The organism is Corynebacterium sp. KPL2680, from assembly GCF_040225675.1.
Lineage (GTDB): Bacteria > Actinomycetota > Actinomycetes > Mycobacteriales > Mycobacteriaceae > Corynebacterium > Corynebacterium rhinophilum.
The window spans coordinates 1-19,151 of record NZ_JBEHFM010000031.1 but is presented as its reverse complement, the minus strand read 5'-3'; the positions used below and the strand labels follow the sequence as shown (position 1 = coordinate 19,151).

General features: G+C 59.4%; 17 protein-coding genes and 1 tRNA gene. 10 read left to right on the top strand and 8 right to left on the bottom strand.

The window, feature by feature from the left end; genetic code table 11:
- Positions 1-80: 80 nt before the first annotated feature.
- Positions 81-154 (bottom strand) — tRNA-Arg (locus ABRP66_RS10905).
- A gap of 40 nt (positions 155-194) precedes the next feature.
- A complete protein-coding gene (locus tag ABRP66_RS10900) occupies positions 195-1,118 on the bottom strand; it encodes a LysR family transcriptional regulator (RefSeq protein ID WP_349836088.1) in 924 nt (307 codons plus the stop codon).
- Positions 1,119-1,184: 66 nt separating this feature from the next.
- Here ABRP66_RS10900 and ABRP66_RS10895 point away from each other — a divergent pair, with 66 nt between their 5' ends.
- The 6 genes from ABRP66_RS10895 to ald all read left to right on the top strand — a co-directional run bounded on the left by ABRP66_RS10895 (position 1,185) and on the right by ald (position 8,250).
- Complete coding sequence (locus tag ABRP66_RS10895; protein WP_502879917.1) at positions 1,185-3,236, top strand: bifunctional copper resistance protein CopD/cytochrome c oxidase assembly protein; 2,052 nt, start codon at positions 1,185-1,187, stop codon at positions 3,234-3,236.
- A gap of 192 nt (positions 3,237-3,428) precedes the next feature.
- Positions 3,429-4,013, top strand: coding sequence for a single-stranded DNA-binding protein (locus ABRP66_RS10890; protein WP_284785838.1), 585 nt, complete (start codon positions 3,429-3,431; stop codon positions 4,011-4,013).
- A gap of 109 nt (positions 4,014-4,122) precedes the next feature.
- Positions 4,123-5,793 (top strand): energy-dependent translational throttle protein EttA, encoded by a 1,671-nt coding sequence (gene ettA, locus ABRP66_RS10885; RefSeq protein ID WP_005277855.1) that lies wholly within the window; start codon positions 4,123-4,125, stop codon positions 5,791-5,793.
- Positions 5,794-5,805: 12 nt separating this feature from the next.
- Positions 5,806-6,219: an acyl-CoA thioesterase gene (locus tag ABRP66_RS10880; RefSeq protein ID WP_284785836.1), complete on the top strand. Its 414-nt coding sequence runs from the start codon at positions 5,806-5,808 to the stop codon at positions 6,217-6,219.
- A 42-nt stretch (positions 6,220-6,261) separates the two neighbouring features.
- Complete coding sequence (locus ABRP66_RS10875; RefSeq protein WP_284771297.1) at positions 6,262-6,900, top strand: DUF8185 domain-containing protein; 639 nt, start codon at positions 6,262-6,264, stop codon at positions 6,898-6,900.
- A 258-nt stretch (positions 6,901-7,158) separates the two neighbouring features.
- On the top strand, positions 7,159-8,250 hold the full coding sequence (gene ald / locus ABRP66_RS10870; protein ID WP_284771296.1) for an alanine dehydrogenase: 1,092 nt from the start codon (positions 7,159-7,161) through the stop codon (positions 8,248-8,250).
- Between the two features lie 135 nt (positions 8,251-8,385).
- Here ald and ABRP66_RS10865 read toward each other — a convergent pair whose 3' ends face one another.
- Entirely contained in the window at positions 8,386-8,769 is a 384-nt protein-coding gene (locus ABRP66_RS10865; RefSeq protein WP_005277863.1) for a globin, read from the bottom strand.
- A complete protein-coding gene (locus ABRP66_RS10860; protein ID WP_284852541.1) occupies positions 8,770-9,774 on the bottom strand; it encodes a mechanosensitive ion channel family protein in 1,005 nt (334 codons plus the stop codon). It lies immediately after the preceding gene.
- A 154-nt stretch (positions 9,775-9,928) separates the two neighbouring features.
- Between ABRP66_RS10860 and ABRP66_RS10855 the strand changes: the two genes are divergently transcribed.
- Entirely contained in the window at positions 9,929-11,086 is a 1,158-nt protein-coding gene (locus ABRP66_RS10855; protein WP_349838677.1) for a cystathionine gamma-synthase, read from the top strand.
- Positions 11,087-11,107: 21 nt separating this feature from the next.
- On the opposite strand, the gene ABRP66_RS10850 is transcribed toward ABRP66_RS10855, so the two are convergent.
- Positions 11,108-12,979, bottom strand: a complete 1,872-nt coding sequence (locus ABRP66_RS10850) for an FAD/NAD(P)-binding protein (RefSeq protein ID WP_349838676.1) — start codon at positions 12,977-12,979, stop codon at positions 11,108-11,110.
- Positions 12,980-13,058: 79 nt separating this feature from the next.
- Here ABRP66_RS10850 and ABRP66_RS10845 point away from each other — a divergent pair, with 79 nt between their 5' ends.
- Entirely contained in the window at positions 13,059-13,748 is a 690-nt protein-coding gene (locus ABRP66_RS10845; protein WP_284869328.1) for an SDR family oxidoreductase, read from the top strand.
- A gap of 4 nt (positions 13,749-13,752) precedes the next feature.
- Here ABRP66_RS10845 and pepN read toward each other — a convergent pair whose 3' ends face one another.
- A complete protein-coding gene (pepN, locus tag ABRP66_RS10840) occupies positions 13,753-16,269 on the bottom strand; it encodes an aminopeptidase N (protein ID WP_349838675.1) in 2,517 nt (838 codons plus the stop codon).
- Between the two features lie 98 nt (positions 16,270-16,367).
- Between pepN and ABRP66_RS10835 the strand changes: the two genes are divergently transcribed.
- On the top strand, positions 16,368-16,991 hold the full coding sequence (locus ABRP66_RS10835; protein WP_349838674.1) for a mycothiol-dependent nitroreductase Rv2466c family protein: 624 nt from the start codon (positions 16,368-16,370) through the stop codon (positions 16,989-16,991).
- Here ABRP66_RS10835 and ABRP66_RS10830 read toward each other — a convergent pair whose 3' ends face one another.
- Positions 16,992-17,393 (bottom strand): hypothetical protein, encoded by a 402-nt coding sequence (locus ABRP66_RS10830; protein ID WP_349838673.1) that lies wholly within the window; start codon positions 17,391-17,393, stop codon positions 16,992-16,994.
- 120 nt (positions 17,394-17,513) lie between these two features.
- Between ABRP66_RS10830 and ABRP66_RS10825 the strand changes: the two genes are divergently transcribed.
- Positions 17,514-17,993, top strand: coding sequence for a ribose-5-phosphate isomerase (locus tag ABRP66_RS10825; RefSeq protein WP_005277878.1), 480 nt, complete (start codon positions 17,514-17,516; stop codon positions 17,991-17,993).
- An 89-nt stretch (positions 17,994-18,082) separates the two neighbouring features.
- Here ABRP66_RS10825 and ABRP66_RS10820 read toward each other — a convergent pair whose 3' ends face one another.
- Positions 18,083-18,916 (bottom strand): aldo/keto reductase, encoded by an 834-nt coding sequence (locus ABRP66_RS10820; protein WP_349838672.1) that lies wholly within the window; start codon positions 18,914-18,916, stop codon positions 18,083-18,085.
- Positions 18,917-19,151: the final 235 nt, after the last annotated feature.

The following is a 19,151-nucleotide window of genomic DNA, read 5'->3' as shown; positions in this document are numbered from 1 at the left end:
AGAACAAAAACGACTGAGATGCCGGTTTGTCAACTATGTCGCGACTGACCTGTCAAGCATGTCGCGACTCATGACAACGGTGCCCCCAGCAGGACTCGAACCCGCGACACATGGGGTAGAAACCCACTGCTCTAATCCGCTGAGCTATGGGGGCTGGACAGCACACTCATATTAGCCCACGGCCACGGTGATTTCTAAGCCAGGGGGCGGGCGGAATTGTGCGTGCGCAAAATACCGACCAATTCTTGGGCGGCTGGGGTCAGTTCGCGGTCGGAGCGGTACGCCACGATGGCGTGGAACCGCGGAAGTTCCTCTTTGACCGTTAGCGAAGCGATGCCCTGCGGATGCAGCGCGGGGGCGCACCGTGGCATGAAGCTGATGCCAAAGCCACTGGAAATCATCGGAATGGCAGCGTGCAGCGATGACACGTCTTGAATGTGATTCGGCTTGTAGGAGGGGTGGTTCTCCCACAGTTCATCGTAGAGCTCTGCCATGCCGGGAAGCTCGCGGCAGTGGGGAGGCACCAGCCAGGTTTCCTCACGCAAGTCCCGCAAGGAGATCGGAGAGGGGAGGTGTGACAGGCTTTCTGGCACCGCGAGGGTGTAGTCGAACTCGGCGACGTCGTGGATGGTCAGTTCGGGCGAGTAGCGACGAATGAAGGCTTTGGGGTCGGACGTCGGCAAGAGCGCGAGGTCCACCTGGCCCTCCAATAGTCGCTTAATGGCGGTGGTCGCGGTGGAATCATCCAAGCTAATGCGAGCCGAGGGGTGGATTTCGGTGAGCTCGGAGAGGATGGAAGGGGTAAATTCCCAGTTCAAAATGGGACACGACGTCAGGGAGACGGTATTGGCGTTATCGCCGGTGATTTCGCTGATGTGGCGCTGGGCATCGGCAAGCAGGGCATCAACCTTAAGGGCGGTGTCATAGACATAATCACCCGCCTCCGTGGTAGTTACGCCCGAACGACCCCGGGACAGCAACTGGGTATTGAGCTCCTTTTCCAATTTGCGGATGGAAAGGCTCAGGGAGGGTTGGGTCATTTCGAGGGCTGCGGCGGCATGGGTAAAGGACCCATTGTCTACAACGGCACGGAAATAAAGAAGTTGACGGGTGTCCATAGGCTCTATCATGGCATATCCAGGGGAAAAATATGCGTTCGCTTTGCATTAGGGTGGCCCTATAGAATGCGAGCTATGGTCAATAAGCTGGTCAAAAGCACGCAGTCTGGAACGCAAAAACCCCGTCCTTCCTGGGGAATTTTTATTGCAGCAATGCTTTTTGCTGGCTTGGTTGCCGGGTTCATTTCCTTATTCTTATTGGCGGATTCCTTGGCTGCCTTGGGCATTCCGGACCCTGGGCGGATTACCACCTTTGGCCTGCCGCTGTTTCGTGGACTGGCGTGGCTCTTGATGGCGCTTTCTGTGGGCTCCTTTTTGGCCTCGTCGTTTCTCATCACCCCGCGTGGCGAGAACGATTCCCTCATCGGGGCACCATTATCGGTTGACGGCCATATCGCCGCCCGCACCGGTACGTGGTCGGCCTTCGGCGTTGCGGCCGTGGGGCTGGTAGAAATCCCGATGATCATGTCGGACCTTACCGGCACGCCGTTTTTTAAGGTCTTCAACCTGACCATTCTGAAAATGGCCTTTACGGAAATTTCCTCCACCATCGTGTGGGGGATTGCGGTGCTCATCGCCCTTACCGTGGGAATTATTGGCAGTCTCAGTCGCACCTGGGCCATGCAGCCGGTCCTGCTGTTGCTGTCCATCCTGCAAGTAGTCCCCATCGGACTTGAGGGCCACTCCGCGACCGGTGGCGACCACGATTACGGCACGAACTCGCTGCTGTGGCACCTGGTATTTGTGATGCTGTGGGTAGGCGGCCTCATGGCGCTTATCGCGCACGGCCGGCGCTTGGGCCCGAACCTCGCCTTTGCGGTCAAGCGCTATTCCACCATCGCGTTCATGGCCATCGTCGTGCTGGCGGTATCCGGCCTGGTCAATACGCTCATCCGGATGGATATTTCGGACCTGCCGCAATCACCCTACGGCATTATCTTGATTACCAAATTCGTGCTCACCATTCTGCTGGGCATTATGGGGCTTATCCACCGTGAGCTCACCATTCCGCAGTTAGATAGAAACCCGCGGCTCTTTATCCGTATCGCCATCGTGGAGCTCGCAGTCATGGCGGGAACGATTGGCGTAGCCATCACCCTGGGGCGCACCGTGCCACCACCGCCGCGGGACCCAAATTTGAGCTCCATGCAGATCCTTATGGGCTATAACCTGCATGAGGCGCCCACGGTATTCAATATCTGGACGATGTTCCGCTTTGACATCATGTTTGGCACGATTGGCCTACTCTTGGCCGCGGCATACGGCTACTTGGTCTACCGCGTGCACAAGCGCGGGTTGAGCTGGGACAAGGGGCGCACCGCGTGGTTTATGGTGGGCTCGCTGGGACTTACGCTCGTCATGTCTACGGGCCTCGGTCTGTACATGCCGGCCATGTATTCCATCCACATGCTGGTGCACATGATTTTGTCTATGACCATCCCGCTGCTCATGGTGTTAGGCGCGCCCGTAACGTTGGTCATGGAGGCCTACGAGCCGGGTCCGAAGGGCCAGCCCAGCCCGCACGATTATGCCTTGGCGCTGACCCAATCTAAGTTCGTGCGGGTCATTACCAATCCCTTCGTAAACTTGGCGCAGTACCTCTTTTTCCTCTACGTGCTCTATCTTTTTCCGAGCCTGTACGAATTCGCCATTTCGGAGCATGCCGGCCACCTCATCATGAACTACGTGTTCCTCATTTCCGGCTACTTCTACTTCTGGGAAGTCATCGGCCCAGATCCCCTGCCCAAGCGCCATTCCACGCCCTTCCGGCTTGGCATGCTTTTCTTGTCGATGCCCTTCCACCTCTTCGCCGGCGTCTACCTGATGCAGCTGCAAACGGTGCTTGGCCTCGACTTCTATCAGTATCTCGAGCTGCCTTGGGAACAGGACTTGCTGCAGGATCAGCGCGTGGGCGGGGGTATTGCCTGGGGCTTTGGCCAATTCCCCTTGGTCATTGTCTTTGGCAAACTCTTTTTGGATTGGCTGCGCGATGACCGCGCGACCGCACGGCGTCACGATGTACAGGCGGAGGCGGACGATGATGCTGAGCTCGCCCGCTATAACGCGATGCTGGAGGACATGAGCCACGGCGATGAAAGCGGGTTCCGTGGGCACTAAATAGTCGCCCCCTTGTGGATAACCCGCCCGAAAGTGACCATCCTGGGGCCGCTTTGTTGAAGGGGACAACAAGTTATCCACAGTGCTAGCCGGTATGGCATGGTGCCGGTTGCGCTGCGGCAGCAGGATGTGAAAGCGAGCGAGGGACATACCACTCGCGAACCCACAACCTAGTAAAGGAATTTCAGCACCATGTCTCAATACCCAGTGATGCTCACCGGCCGCCTTACCCAAGATCCCATCTTGACCAAGACCTCGACCGGCGCATATAAAACCAAACTGCGCATCGCATCCTCACGGCGCGTTCCTGACCGTCCCGCCGATACCGGCACCGAGGCGGAGAACCAGCGCGGCCAGCAGCAGTGGCGCGATGTAGACCACCTCTTTATTGACGTGGAAATGTGGAACCAATTTGCCATCAACGTCAAGAAATCCCTGGCTAAAGGGATGCCATTGCTCGTCTGCGGCTCGATCGTCTCCGATCAGTGGCGCGATGATGAGGGCAAGGACCACTACCGCACCTTTATCAAGGCACAGTATGTGGGCTTGGACCTAAACCGCCACGTCATTGGTGCAAAACGCTTGGCGCCGCAATATAACCAGGAAAACATCGCTATTCCGGAGCTTGGTGATAACGAAGTTGAGCCCGACGTGGATAACTCCGCGCCGGGAGATACCGCTGCAGACCGCATCCAAGCGGGAAATAGCGTGGCAGCCCAGGACAGTGAGGAAGTAGCAACGCAAGAGGAGGAGACCGCCGAAACCGTGCATGCATAGCGCCAGCCATCCGCCTCGGGTTCGCCCGACCCGAGGCACCTAGGCGCGCATTCTGATGTAGTGTTTGTGTAGATAAATACGTCTCCCAAATTTTTGCAAAGGGGTAAAAGTGGGCGAATTCATCTACACGATGAAAAACGTGCGCAAGGCAATTGGCGATAAGGTCATCCTTGATGATGTCACGATGGCGTTCTACCCGGGCGCCAAGATTGGTGTGGTCGGCCCCAATGGTGCCGGTAAATCCTCCATTCTGAAGATCATGGCCGGCTTGGATCAGCCCTCCAATGGTGAGGCATTCCTCGACCCGGGCGCTACCGTGGGCATCCTGCAGCAGGAGCCGCCGCTGAATGAAGAAAAGACCGTGCGCGGCAACGTCGAGGAGGGCCTCGGCGATATCTTTGAAAAGAAGCAGCGCTTCGAGGAAATCGCCGAAGAAATGGCGACCAATTACAGCGACGAGCTCATGGCAGAAATGGGCAAGCTGCAAGAGGACCTGGATGCTGCCGATGCATGGGAGGTTGATTCCAAGATCGAGCAGGCAATGGAAGCATTGCGCTGCCCGCCTTCCGATGCCCCGGTGACCAACCTCTCCGGTGGTGAGCGCCGTCGCGTGGCCTTGGCCAAGCTCCTGTTGACGGAGCCGGACCTGCTGCTTTTGGACGAGCCCACCAACCACTTGGACGCCGAGTCCGTGGAGTGGCTGGAAAAGCACTTGGCGGATTACCCAGGTGCCGTCTTGGCCGTCACCCACGACCGTTACTTCTTGGACCACGTGGCAGGCTGGATCTGCGAGGTGGACCGCGGCAAGCTGTACCCGTACGAGGGCAACTACTCCACCTACCTGGATAAGAAGCAAGAGCGCCTCCAGGTCGCCGGTAAGAAGGACGCCAAGCTGCGCAAGCGCTTGAAGGACGAGCTGGAATGGGTACGCTCCGGTGCCAAGGCTCGCCAGGCCAAGAACAAGGCGCGTTTGGAGCGCTACGAAGAGATGGCTGCCGAGGCGGAGAAGTACAAGAAGCTGGACTTCGAGGAAATCCAGATTCCTACGCCGCCGCGCTTGGGCAATAAGGTTGTCGAGGCGAAGAACCTGGTCAAGGGCTTCGATGATCGAACCCTGATTAAGGACCTTTCCTTCACCCTGCCGCGCAACGGCATCGTCGGTGTTATCGGCCCGAACGGTGTGGGTAAGACCACGCTGTTTAAGACCATCGTCGGTTTGGAAGAACCGGATGATGGCTCCGTTGAGGTCGGTGAGACCGTCAAGCTGTCCTACGTGGACCAGAACCGCGAGAATATCGACCCAGAGGCTACCGTGTGGGAGGTCGTTTCCGGCGGGCTGGATTATATTCACGTTGGCCAAAATGAGATGCCATCGCGCGCATACCTTTCCGCCTTCGGTTTCAAGGGCCCGGATCAGCAAAAGCCGTCGAAGGTGCTCTCCGGTGGTGAGCGCAACCGCTTGAACTTGGCGCTGACCCTGAAAGAGGGAGGCAACCTTATCCTTCTTGACGAGCCAACCAACGACTTGGACGTCGAAACCCTGGGTTCGCTAGAAAACGCCTTGGAGAAATTCCCTGGCTGTGCCGTTGTTATTTCCCACGACCGCTGGTTCTTGGACCGCACCTGTACCCACATTTTGGCGTGGGAAGGCAACGTTGCCGAGGGGCAATGGTTCTGGTTTGAGGGTAACTTTGGTGACTATGAGAAGAACAAGGTGGAGCGTCTGGGAGAAGACGCCGCCCGTCCTTCTCGCGTAACTCACCGCAAGCTCACCCGATAATTCCTGAGGAGAATGATGGCGACCGATAACGCGCATACCCACCAAGTGTCCACCCGTTGGGGCGATTTCGATATGTACGGCCACATGATGAACGCCAACTATATCGAGGTTGCCCAGGAGGCGCGCTTGGCTTTTGCCAAGGAGAATATCTATGCCAAGGGCATCGATTTCATGGCCTTGGTGCGTCATCTCGACGTGGACTATATGCGGCCCATTCCCTTTGAGGGCAATGCCCACGTCATCGTGGAAACCTCCGTTTCCCAGATCGGTTCGTCATCCTTTACCACGACCCAGCAGGTCAAGACCGCTGCTGGGGAGGTAGCGGCCACGGTGAACTGTGTGCAGGTTGTCATTGACAAGAAGAAGCACACCCCGCGCCCGCTTACGGATGAGGAAAAGGATATTCTGCAGATGAGCGCTTCCTAACTGGCGCACTAGGCACATGAAGAAAGGTAGGGCCCGTTAGCCATGGTCACCGAGTCGTTTGAAGTTCGCAGCGGAGGACCTGGCTTACGGGCCCTTCTTGCGCGCGCAGTTGGGGTAGACGCGAATGCGTCGGTGCGCCTGCGCCAGCTTGCCGATGACGTTGTCGATGCCTTCGTGACCACCCCCTTCGAGGTCGTCGCCTCCCGGCGGGTGCAGGGGGTTGTCTCCCGCGATGGGGCAGTGGTGTCCGCGGAGACGCTGGAGCAACAGCTCGCGGAACACGATGGCACCGGCATTATGGAACTCGGCCCAGCTCGCGATGCGTCGTGGCCGGGCGCATTGCCCCCGGCCACCGGCTTTAGCGTGGTGGATACCCTGCCGGTGGCGGTGGTTCGCGACCTTTCGGACCAAGGTCAAAAGCTGACCCGGGAGTTTTCCGGTCCTATGGGCCCGCCACCCAGTTTGCTTAATCAGACCGTGGTCACGGTTGAAGGCAATGGACAGACGGTGGAAATCCCGATGCGGATGATCTTTGCCTGCACCAACTTGGGGCTAATTCCGGGGTTCTCTGCCTCCATGGATATTCCGCGGCACCTGCGAGTGTCGAGTCTTGGCCGGTGGGTGCGCCTTGATGCACCGTTTGGCAGCATCTACCGTTCCACGCGGCTATCGGTCCTGTAATCACTCCCCGAATCTGGGATCTTACCGCCCAAAACAGACAGTAAGTAATATCTATAACCCAATAGTCGGGGGTGGTAGTTATTTTCCGGGTGTGGATTTTTAACCCTATACACTGCGGTATCGGGGAAAGTGCGATTATTGCTGTCACCCCCGTTCGTGAAATATACACAAACTTATATTCTCCTTTGCATTCTGCGTTAACCTGACAGCGAGAAGTAAATTTTCGCCACTGTAACCAACACATGAAGGAGAACCTCCGTGCGCATTTCTGTACCTAAAGAAATCATGAATAATGAAAGCCGCGTTGCCCTCACCCCAACTGAGGTGCGGACCTTGGTTGCTGATGGGCACGAGCTTTTCATCGAAACGGGCGCAGGCGTAGGCGCGTCCTTCCCCGATGAGGAGTACGTAGAGGCTGGCGCTACCATCGTTGATTCTGCGGACGAGACGTGGGCCAAGGCCGAGCTCCTGCTGAAGGTAAAGGAACCGCTCGAGTCCGAGTATCAGTACCTGCGTTCGGATCTCACCGTCTTTACCTACCTGCACTTGGCAGCGGATCGCCCGCTGACGGAGGCGCTGACGGAATCGAAGACGACCTCGATTGCTTATGAAACCGTTACTGATCGCCGCGGCACCCTGCCGCTTTTGACCCCTATGTCCCAGGTCGCTGGGCGCTTGGCCGTCATTGAGGGTTCACACCACCTTTTGTCCACCCAGGGCGGCCGCGGTCTCTTGGTCTCCGGTATCCCGGGCACCCAGCCTGCGCGCGTGGTGGTCATCGGCGGTGGCCAGGTAGGCGCGTCCGCCGTTGCGATGGCACACGGTCTGCGCGCAGAAGTCACGGTCTTGGACGTGGATCCGCACGTCCTGCAGCGCTTTGATGACCAGTACGCCGGCGGCGTGCGCACCCTGATCTCTGATCCGTCCACGCTGGATAAGGAGTTGGAGGAGGCCGATCTCGTCATTGGCGCCGTACTGATTCCAGGTGCGGCGGCACCAAAGCTGGTCCGCGAGGAGACCGTGAAGAAGATGAAGGAGGGCGCAGTGCTTGTCGATGTCGCCATCGACCAAGGCGGCTGCTTCGAGAACTCGCGCAAGACCTCCCACGACGAGCCGACCTTCAAGGTCCACGACACCCTCTTCTACTGCGTGGCCAATATGCCTGGTGCGGTGGCAAATACCTCGGCCCGCGCCTTGGCTTCGGCGACGCTGCCGTATATCCGCGCGGTAGCCAACGACAACCTGGATGCCGCAATCGAGCGCTTCCCAGGCTTGCGCTCCGGCGTCATGACCCGCGGCGGCAAGCTGGTATCCGAGCCGGTACGCCAGGCATTCGACTGGCAGGACTAGATAGTTGCTAGCGCTAGCCGGTGCTAGTGCTGATACACAGTAAAGGGGCCCGCGCACTTACCTAATACGGAAGTGCGAGGGCCCCTGTTTGTGGCTTGAAACGCTTGCAAAAGCAGCGTTACAAGCAGGTGAAAATTAAGGCGCTCTATTGATGAGCATGGCGGCGACGCGCTGCATGTGGTCCCAAATCATGGTGCGATACGCCGGCGGGATGGTGTCTTCCTCGATGCTATCGAGGGATTTTCCCATCAGCTCGAGCCAGCGGTCGTGAGCTTCCATGTCTATGGGGAAGGTCGCATGCCGCATGCGCAGGCGCGGGTGGCCGCGGTTTTCGGAGAAGTGTTGGGGACCGCCCCAGTACTGAATCAGAAACCAGGTTAGGCGCTGTTCCGCGCCTTCCCAATCCTGATCCGGGTACATGGGACCAATCACGTCATCTTCTTTGACCTGGTCATAAAAGCCATGCACGAGGCGCTCAAAGGTAGGGGTCCCACCGATGGCTTCATAGACGGAATTCATTTAGGCATCGTCTCTCTTGTGAGGATTGGCAATGCCGATGCCGTGTGGGTACGGGGTGGTAATGCCCTCTGCGTGCATGACGTTGAGGACGCGGGACTGGACAAAGCGCTGGACGTCCCACTGGCGGCCCGGCAGCGTCTTGGTGGACACGCGGAAGGATACGTAGTCCGGCTCGAACTTGGACATGCCGTCGATGCGCGGGGTGCTGAGCACCATCTTGCGGATCTTTTCGTCCTTGACGGCATCCTTGACAGCCTTGTCGATGACATCGCCAGCAACCTCAGGGTCATTGGATAGCCCGACAGGGATTTGGATGCGGGCAACGGAGTACTCATCGGAGTGGTTAGCCACCTGCAAGATTTCGCCATTGCGGACGTACCACAGGGCACCGTCGATATCGCGGACGGTGGTAATGCGCAGGGAAATGGACTCGACGTCACCGAAGACGCCGTTGCCTAAGTCAATGACATCGCCAATGCCGTATTGATCCTCAATGAGCATGAAAATACCGGAGAGGAAGTCTCGGACCAGTTCCTGTGCACCGAAGCCGAGGGCGACACCGATTACACCGGCAGACGCGATCAGCGGGGCAACGTTGACTTCCAATTCATCCAGGATGGCGATGCCGGCCGAAACCCAGACCACGATGGCAACCGCCGATCGCCCCACGCCGGCGAGGGTCTTAATCCTCGAGGCCCGGCGGGCCTCCCTTGTTTCTCGCAGGGTGTCATCCGGTTGTCCGTCCTCTCCAGACCTGCTGCGGCTGCGGCTGGGCTTTTTGAGGGTGGAGGCCTTAATGCTGTTTTTCGCCAGCCGGTTGATGAGGTGGCGCAGCGCCCAGTGCGCAATGAAGGCCAAGATGATAATGAGGCCGATGCGAATGGGCCGCTCGATAAGCCAAAGCTGAACGTTTTCGTCGTTCCAGAAGCTCGATACGGACTCGACTGCATCGTCTTTTTTCTCTGCAGCGCCCTGAGCCGTGATAAATAAGTTCGTACTCATCATTCTTTCTTGATCGTAGACACAAGCTAACCGCACCCATTGTAGAGAAGAATCCTGAAATCTCACTGACAGCGCAGAAATTGCAGCGCGGGCGGAACCGAATATAAATTGCCGAATGGCCGGTGTGGATGAACCGCTTAGTCTACGATTGGGAGGCATGACTGAACACAGCGCGCATAACTTGGCAAAAGGATTTTCATCCCGATCCATTCACGCTGGATATCACCCGGATCCGCACGTGGGATCCATTAACGTGCCGATCTACGCCTCGACCACGTTCGCCCAAGATGGCCTCGCGCAGCTGCGCGGCGGCTTCGAATACGGGCGCGTGGCCAACCCGACGGTTCGATCCCTTGAAAAGACCTTGGCTGCGCTGGAGGGCGCGGACTACGCCCGCGTCTTTGCCACTGGTATGGCAGCCGCCGATACGATGGTGCGCATTCTGGTGCGCCCCGGCGACCACGTCATCTTGGGCAATGACTCCTACGGCGGTTCCTACCGCCTGCTTAATGATTTCACGGAGTGGGGCGTGGAGATGTCCATTATCAATACCTGCGATGTCGATGCCGTCGCCGCTGCGGTCAAGGACAATACCAAGCTCATCTGGCTAGAAACCCCGACCAACCCGGCGCTGAATATCACCGATATTGCGGCAGTGGCCAAGGTTAAGGGCAATGCTCAGGTGCTGGTGGATAATACTTTCGCCACACCGTACCTCCAGAACCCGCTCGCACTCGGCGCAGACCACGTCCTGCACTCCACCACGAAGTACTTGGGTGGGCATTCCGATGTCCTCGGTGGCGCCGTAGTTACCAATGACCCCGAGGTGGATGAGCAGCTGCTGTATTTCCAGGGCAATGTGGGCGCGGTCGCCTCGCCTTTCGATGCCTACCTGACCGCCCGCGGCATTAAGACCCTCGGCGTGCGCATGGACCGCCACTGCGCCAATGCGCAAAAGGTGGCGGAATTCTTACAGGCCCGCCCAGAGGTCAAACAGGTGCGGTACCCGGGATTGGCGGAGCACCCGGGCCACGAGCTGGCGGCGCAGCAGATGCGCGGGTTCGGCGGCATGATGTCCGTGCGCTTCCACAACCCAGAGCACGCCAAGCAGATTTGTTTGAATACGCGGCTTATCTGCCTAGCGGAATCGCTGGGTGGGGTGGAATCGCTCATCGAGCACCCGCAGAATATGACCCACGTATCGGCCGAAGGATCCGAATTGGTGCCGCCGGAGGACATGGTGCGCATCTCCATCGGCATCGAGGACATCGATGACCTGCTAACGGATCTGCAGCAGGCCCTCGACGCCCTTTAAAAAGCGCTCTAAAACGCGTACTTAGTGGCCGCCGGCAACCTTTAACAGGGATCCGGCGGTCTTATCTGTTTCCTGCAGCATGAGCGGGTCCGTGCCCGGCATGGGGGAAATCGTTGTATCCGGCCACTGCGCATAGGTGGGGATGCCCACGATATGCAGGCGTTCATCCAAGCTGCCATCAGGATGTACGGTGCGCCGCGTGGCACCATCGGTTTCGGGGGAACCGGTGTCCTGCCTGTGATCGGCAAACGGGCGCACCCGTCCACCCTCGACCAATCCGCGGGTGAGCGGATCGCCGGCGACGCGGATATCGGGCTTGTGCATAAAGGCATCGACAAGCGTGGGCGCGGATGCCGAGCGCGGGCCAGAAGTCAGAGTGAAATGGTCTGACTCGATGGCGAGGGTGGGGTGATCGCCGAGGAAGCGGACTAGATGGGCATCGACAAGCGCGAGCAATTGGCGCACGCGGAAAAGCGGAGGACCAGAGCCCACCATCTGCCCAAAGGACATGAACTGTGCGTAGCGGCCCGTGCGGGACTCGCGGGTATAGCGGCCTTCCGCGCCGAGGATGGAGGCGGGCTTGCGCGACTGGGACAGTGACCACAGCGCGGCCTTCATGGGCGAATCGTGGCCGGCTGCGGCCTCCTGGATATCGCCCGCCAGGCTATCTGCGATGTGGGCGGTCAACGCCGAAATATCGCCGGTAAAACCAGCGACTTGGTACATCAGCTCGGTCATATCCCACGGCTGGGTGACCAGGGGCGCAAGAGCGGCGCCGAGATCATCCGGCGCAGTGGAATCGATGACCGCGAGGATCTCTTCCCGCGGGCGGAGCAGCGCCGCCGGATTCACCCGTTCCAGCGTGGTGATATACGCCTCGTAGCTATCGCGGGCGATGGCAGGCCAAACCTGGGCGTCAAAGTCGATGTCCTCAGTGCCCTGGAGCTTGTCGATGACCTCATGCAACCGCCGCCGCGGCATCGTGGGCGGCAGCTCGTTGTACTCGGATTTGGGATGAAAGGGATAACCGCGCCCGGACGAGACGATGAAATGTGGTTCCTTCCCGCTCGCCTCGTAGCGCAGGCCGGAGCGGGTGGTGGCATCCTCGACGAATTTGCCCCCGCGCTCGATGGTGGTTAGCGCCATGATGTCATAAAAGCCCATGCCCAGACCGCGCACCAACACGTCTTCACCGGCGGGAATGGCGCCATAGTCTTGTTCCACGGGGTTGCCCGGTGCGATCCACCGCAACCCAGACTCCGCCAAGCGCTGCTCCTCATCATTAAAGCGCGGCGCCATCCAGCCATAGGCTAGGACCGTGGCATCGGCGCGCACCTGCGAGCCATCGTCCAAGTGCAGGATATCGGCCGCGCCGTCTGCGGAGATGGTCTCCACGCGGTGGTGGTGGCTGACCGTAGAAATGCTCTCCGGCAGGCGCGCCAGCACCACATCATAGACCCAGCGCAGGTACTCGCCATATAACGCGCGGGTGGGGTTGGACTCCGGGCGGGTAGCGGCCAGCTCCGCGCGGTACTCGGTGGCAATATGCGCGGCCGGAGGGTGCTGGGTAAAAAGCTCGCGCTTGGCAGGAGCTACCTTATCGCCCTCGCCGCGCAGCAGTTGGATCCACTCGTATTGCGTCGGCCCCTCGAGCACGGGGGCAACCACCGTCGCGCCGGGCTCGGTAAAAAGCGTGACAGCCCCCGCGCGCGTATTCATGCATAGGGTCTTGGTTTGGTCGGTTTCCCAGACGCGGCCGGCGCCGTGCTGGGCCTCATCGATGAGGTGAACGGTAACGGGGGAGCTGGAATCATCCATGCGGGCGGTGAGGCGTTCCAAGATGGAAATGCCGCGCGGGCCCATGCCGACGATCGCGATTGCAGGAGTAGCCATAGCCCCTATCGTTCCACATCGCGGAACGGGGACGGACGCCGCGCACCGCTAGCATCCATTTTCCCTATGATGGGGTGGCATGACTGATACCACGAATGTGCCAGAGAAAATCGCCGTCGTTACCGGTGCCACCGGTGGCATGGGGCGCGAGATCATCAAGGATCTCGCCTGCGACTACCACGTTTATGCGCTGGGCCGCAGCGCCGATGAGCTGCCAGAGGCCGCGAATATCACGCCGGTTGCCAGCGACTTGGTCGCCGGTTTGGACGAGGGCATGCAGTTGCCCGAGCTAGAGCGGGTCGATGTCCTCGTGCACGGCGCGGCGCGCGCCACGAAGTTCTCGGTGGAAGAGGCAACCCCGCAAGATTGGCGCGCCCACATGGATCTCAACGTTCACGCGCCAGCGGAGGTGACCCGCGCGCTCTTGCCGCAGCTGCGCAAGGCAGAGGGCACCGTCGTCTTCATCAACTCGGGGGCGGGGCGCAAGAGCTACGGCGATAACGTGGTCTATGCAGCAACGAAGCACGCGCTGTATGCGCTTGCCGATGCCCTGCGTATCTCCGAGCCCGGAATCCGCGTCTCTACCGTGGCGCCGGGCCCCACCGATACCCCGATGCTGGAGGGCCTGCAGGACTACAACCCGAACGGGGTTATTGCGCCCGTTGAGGTGGCGCGCGCCATCCGCACTGTCGTGGAGGCAGGGCCCACCACCCAGCTCACGGAGATCCAGGTGCGTCCGCGCATCGAGCTGAACCTCCGCAAGAAATAGTCACCTAGTTGGCGTCGATCTCGCGGTTGCGCAGGGCGCGGGCCACGCGGTCGCGCTGCTCGGTAATCGCGCGGCGCAGGCCGCCTGCCAGGTCCTTTTGCAGGAAAGCGTCGGCGCGATCGAGGCCGTCTTGGGTGATATCCCAGGACGGGAATAGCCCGGTGACGGTGGTCAGGCCCACCTCGGAGGACTGGGAGTCCCAGATCTTTTCGGCCACCTCAAAGAATTCCGCGGTGGGCAGGAGGTCATCGGAGTGCGGGTAGTTCAGCCCTTCCAGCTTGGAGGTGAGCTCGCGGTTGGTGAGATCCCCGGTGACGATCTCTTCCCATACCGCGCGCTTATTATCCGCGGTGGCAATCGCGGCGCGGGCGCGCAGGGAAGAGTAGTGGCCGGTAGCGGAGTTATCGCGCTTGAGCTGGGCGGCGATGGCGGCCTCGGCATCGGCAAGCGCGCCCGCGGCAGCAAGCGCTGCGACGGCGGACCAGCGCAGCCCGGCATCATCGGAATCCGCGAGGAGATCGTGCAGGTAGTCGCGGGCCGGCTGGTGCAGCGGAATCCTGGACAGCGCCTGCGTGCAGATGATGGAACGCTGCGTATCGGTGCTCCGGGCGCCATCGACAAGCGCCTGCGCCAGAACCGTGCTGTCTTTCGCCCACGTCGGATCCGCGTAGTTCTTCAGCGCGGTAGAAGCCTGCGAGACGATGCGCTCGAGGACGGCGAGCTCGGTCTCCGCCTTCATGCCGCGGGCCACCAAGCGGATGAAGTCGCGGGCGCGCATGGTGCCGGCGCGGGTCATCTCCCAGGCGGTGGACCAGCAGAGGGTGCGCGCCATGGGGTCATCGAATTTCTCGATATTATCCAGCAGGAATTGCAGGGAGCCTGCGTCCAAAGCGATGAGGCAGTAGGTCAGATCGTCATCGTTGGGCAGGATGAAGTCGATGTCATTGAGGTTGCGACCGACCAGCTCTGGGATCTCGGTGGATTTGCCCTCCACGTCCATCTCAAGGCGCTCGGTGCGCACGACCTTGCCGCCCTGCGTGCCGTACAGGCCCACCGCCACGCGGTGGGTGCGCAGGGTATCGCCGCGCTGGGTAAGGTGCGCCTGGGTGATGGTGCCGTCATCGTCGGCCGCCGTGGCAACCGCCAGGGTATTAATACCAGTGGTCTTCAGCCATTGCTGCGCCCAGAAGGAGAGATCGCGCCCGGATGCCTCTTCGAGGTGGCGGAGAAGATCATCGAAGGTGGCATTGCTCCACGCGTGGGCGGCGAAGTGGCGGCGCACGCCAGCGAGGAAGTTCTCGCGGCCGACATAAGCCTGCAGCTGCTTGAGCACCGAGGCGCCCTTGGCGTAGGTGATGCCGTCGAAGTTTTGCTCCACGGTTTCGATATCGCTGGCATCGGTGGAAATGGGGTGGGTGGTAGGCAGTTGATCCTGCTGGTAGGCCCAGGATTTTTCCACGTTGGCGAAGGTGACCCAGGCGGTATCGTATTCGGTTTCTTCCGCCTGCGAAATGGCAGCGGACCAGGTGGCGAAGGACTCGTTGAGCCACAGGTCATTCCACCACTGCATGGTCACGAGGTCACCGAACCACATGTGGGCGAGCTCGTGGAGGACCGTATCGGCGCGGCGCTCGTACTTGTAGTGCGTGGCCTGCGAGGTAAAGACGTATTCATCGCGAAGGGTTACGCAACCGGCGTTTTCCATCGCGCCGGCGTTGAACTCGGGGACGAAAATCTGGTCGTACTTGCCAAAGGGGTAGGGGAAGCCGAAGTTGCGGTGGTAGAAGTCGAAGCCCTGCTTGGTCTCAGTAAATAGGCGCTCGGCATCGAGGGAATCAGCCAGAGAGGCGCGGCAGTAAATACCGAGCGGGACCTCGAGCTGTTGGGCCGGCTTGCCTTCGGGGTGCTCGGTCAGCTCGCCGCGCCAAGTATCGGTGACCTCGTGGTACGGGCCTGCGCACAGGGCAACCAGGTAGGTCGATAGCGGGTAGTCGATCTCAGAATGGGAGGTATCGCCCTCGCGGGTGACCGGGCCATTGGTGATAATGGTCCATTCCTCTGGGGCCTTAAAGTGCAGGGAGTAGGTGGCCTTCAGATCCGGCTGGTCGAAGCAGGCAAAGACGCGCTTGGCATCGGCAGTTTCAAACTGGGTGTAGAGGTAGACCTCGTTATCGGCAGGGTCCACGAAGCGGTGCAGGCCCTCGCCGGTGCGGGAGAAGGGGATCTCCGCGATGACCTCGAGCGTGTAGTCCGCTACCTGCAGCCCGGAGAGTGGAATGCCGTAGGTGGGGTCATAGGACTGCGTGGGCAGCGGGTTTCCATTCAGGCGCACCTCGTGCAGCTTGTCCGCGCGCAGATCGATGAAGGTAGAACCGGCCTCCTGGGTGCTAAAGCGCACCGTAGTGGTGGACAGGAAGTGGGTATCGGAATGCTTAAGGTCTAAAGCGACATCGTAATGGTTAACCTTGAGCATCTGGGAGCGATTTTTTGCTTCCTCCCACGTGAGGTTTACAGAGGTCATTGCCTAGATTCTCCTTTGCTAACGAAAATAGTGATGCATCAAGGTTAGCAGCGCGTTTACAGTGGTGGGGCAAACTGCACTTATTTCAAGGAGGAATAATGACTACTTCAGTTAAGTTTTGGTTCGACGCTTCCTGCCCGTTCGCATGGGCAACGTCCCGCTGGATCAAAGAGGTAGAAAAGGTCCGCGATATTACGGTGGAGTTCGAGCCGATGTCCCTGTCGGTGCTGAATGACGGCCGCGATCTTGATCCCGAATACATGGAAATGATGGAGGCCAACTGGGGCCCTGCCCGCGTATTCGCCAAGGTCAAGACCGAGCAGCCAGAGAAGGTAGATGAGCTTTATACCGCCATGGGCACCTTGATCCACGCCAAGGGCAACGGCGGAAAGAAGGGCGATGGCGGCTATGACGAGATCATCGCCCAGGCATTAGAGCAGGTTGGCCTCCCCGCAGACTTTGCGGAGGTGGCACACACCGAGGAGTACGACGAGAAGCTGCGCGAATACCACCACAACGGCATTTCTTCCGTGGGCGATGAGGTAGGCACCCCGGTTATTAAGCTGGGCGATACCGCCTTCTTTGGCCCGGTTATTACCCGCGTTCCCAAGGGTGAGGAAGCTGGTGAGCTTTTCGATGCCTCCGTGCGCCTAGCCCAGTTCCCTTACTTCTTCGAGCTCAAGCGCTCCCGCACGGAGATGCCGCAGGTAGAAGAGGACTAGTTATGAGCGCTGCTGGCCTTGCTTGCGGCGTACCGCGGCGGCCAGGCAACACACCGCGATTACCGGCGTGAGTAAAAATGCTGGCACCCCGGCGATATTGATGATGGGCATGGCCGTTTGAGCCTGGAATTCTGACCAAGCGGCGGCCACCCACGTAGCCCATGAGGCCGCGGTGAGCAGGGATAAGAGTCCAATCACCGCGGCCAAACCGCCGAGGCGATTTTTCTTTAGCACGCGCTGATTCAGCCACCACAGCCCCAGAACAAGGTGGGCGACAGTAAACAGTACGGTATGAATAAGCGGCACAAGGTAGTTCTTATTGGTTAAGAAAATATTCGCCGCAAATAATAGCACCGCGATAGCAGGGATGCTGCCGTAGAGTGCGAGGACGCGAGGGCTCATTTTTATCGCCTTTCGTTGCAGCACGTAGTCTGCGCTTTAGCTTAACAGTGCTGGGCTATGAGCGAAATAGGTTGTGCAAAGTAGTGCCTAGAAGGCGGCGGTGCCGGTACTGTAGGGGTTATGCGCGTATATCTTGGAGCTGACCACGCAGGTTTTGAGACCAAAAACCTGATTTCTGAACACCTCACCAAACAAGGCCATGACGTTATCGACTGCGGCGCTCATACCTATGACGCCGAGGATGACTACCCCGCATTCTGCATCGAAGCGGCCCTGTGCACCGTCAACGATCCAGGTTCCCTGGGAATCGTGCTGGGCGGATCCGGAAATGGCGAGCAGATTGCCGCCAATAAGGTCAAGGGCGCGCGCTGCGCGCTGGCATGGTCGCCAGAAACCGCGCGCCTGGCCCGCGAGCACAATAATGCGCAGCTCATCGGCATCGGCGGGCGCATGCACTCGCAAGAAGAGGCCCTAGAAATCGTGGATGCCTTCTTGGATCAAGAATGGTCCCGCGCCGAGCGTCACCAGCGCCGCATCGATATCCTCGCAGAATACGAGCGCACCAATATCCCACCCGAGCTGCCTAAGGACCCGCGCTAAAACCGCCAGGTTCCTTGAATAGACATAAATGAACGCCGCGGGCCATTTGGGCCACGCGGCGTTTCTATGTGGTGGTTACACCAAACGCATTATGCGTCGTTCATGTCATTGGGGTGATGCCCACCGCGGCCGTCTTCGCCTTCCTCCAACGAGGTAATGGCAGCCATTTCCGCATCCGTGAGCTCGAAGCCGAAGACATCGAAGTTTTCTGCAATGCGCGATGGCGTCGAGGACTTGGGGAAGAGGATGACCCCATTTTGCAGGTGCCAGCGAATAATGGCTTGGGCTGGGGAAACACCGTGTGCCTCGGCTGCTTCAGTCACCTCTGGTGCCTCCAAGATATCGCTCTTGCCCTGACCCAGCGGGCCCCAAGCCTCGATGGCGATGCCGTGTGCGCGTCCCGCATCCAGTTCGCGCCAGCGCTGCAGGTAAGGGTGCAGCTCCACCTGGTTAATCGCAGGAACGACGTCTGTGTGCACCTCCAGTTGATCTAGGTGCTCCGGCTCAAAGTTGGACACGCCGATGGACTTCGCCTTGCCCTCTTTGCGCAATTCAATGAGCTGCTTCCAAGCCTCCACGTAGGTGCCCTTGGCCGGGGTAGGCCAGTGGATGAGGTATAGGTCTACGTAGTCAAAGCCCAGCTTCTGCAGGGATTCATCCAGCGCTGCAGCGGCATCGGTGTGGCGGTCATTCCACAGCTTGGTGGTGATGAAGAGCTCCTCACGCGGGATGCCGGAGTTAGCAATGGCCTTGCCCACGCCTTCTTCATTGCCGTAAATAGCTGCGGTATCGATGTGGCGGTAGCCCACGCGTAGCGCCTCGGCTACGTATTCCTCGGTCTTTTCCGGGGCCATCTGGAATACACCAAAGCCCAGCTGGGGGATTGTATTTCCATCATTCAAAGTAATATTAGGTACGGTCATGCACACCAGATTACGCTTTTCTGGCCACCGCCCCAATGTGATGTATTCACGGCCGCGCTTAACGGGAGATGGGCAGCGGGATGGAGGGGGCATCGGCAAGGAGGGGCCTAGCTGCAGATATGGAAAAACCCACCATACGGTGGGTTAAAGCGAGGGAATGACGGTGTCCGAATTCATGACTTATTTGACAGTCTGTTCCTGGGTAAGTGGTCGTGATGGTTGACAGGTCAGTCGC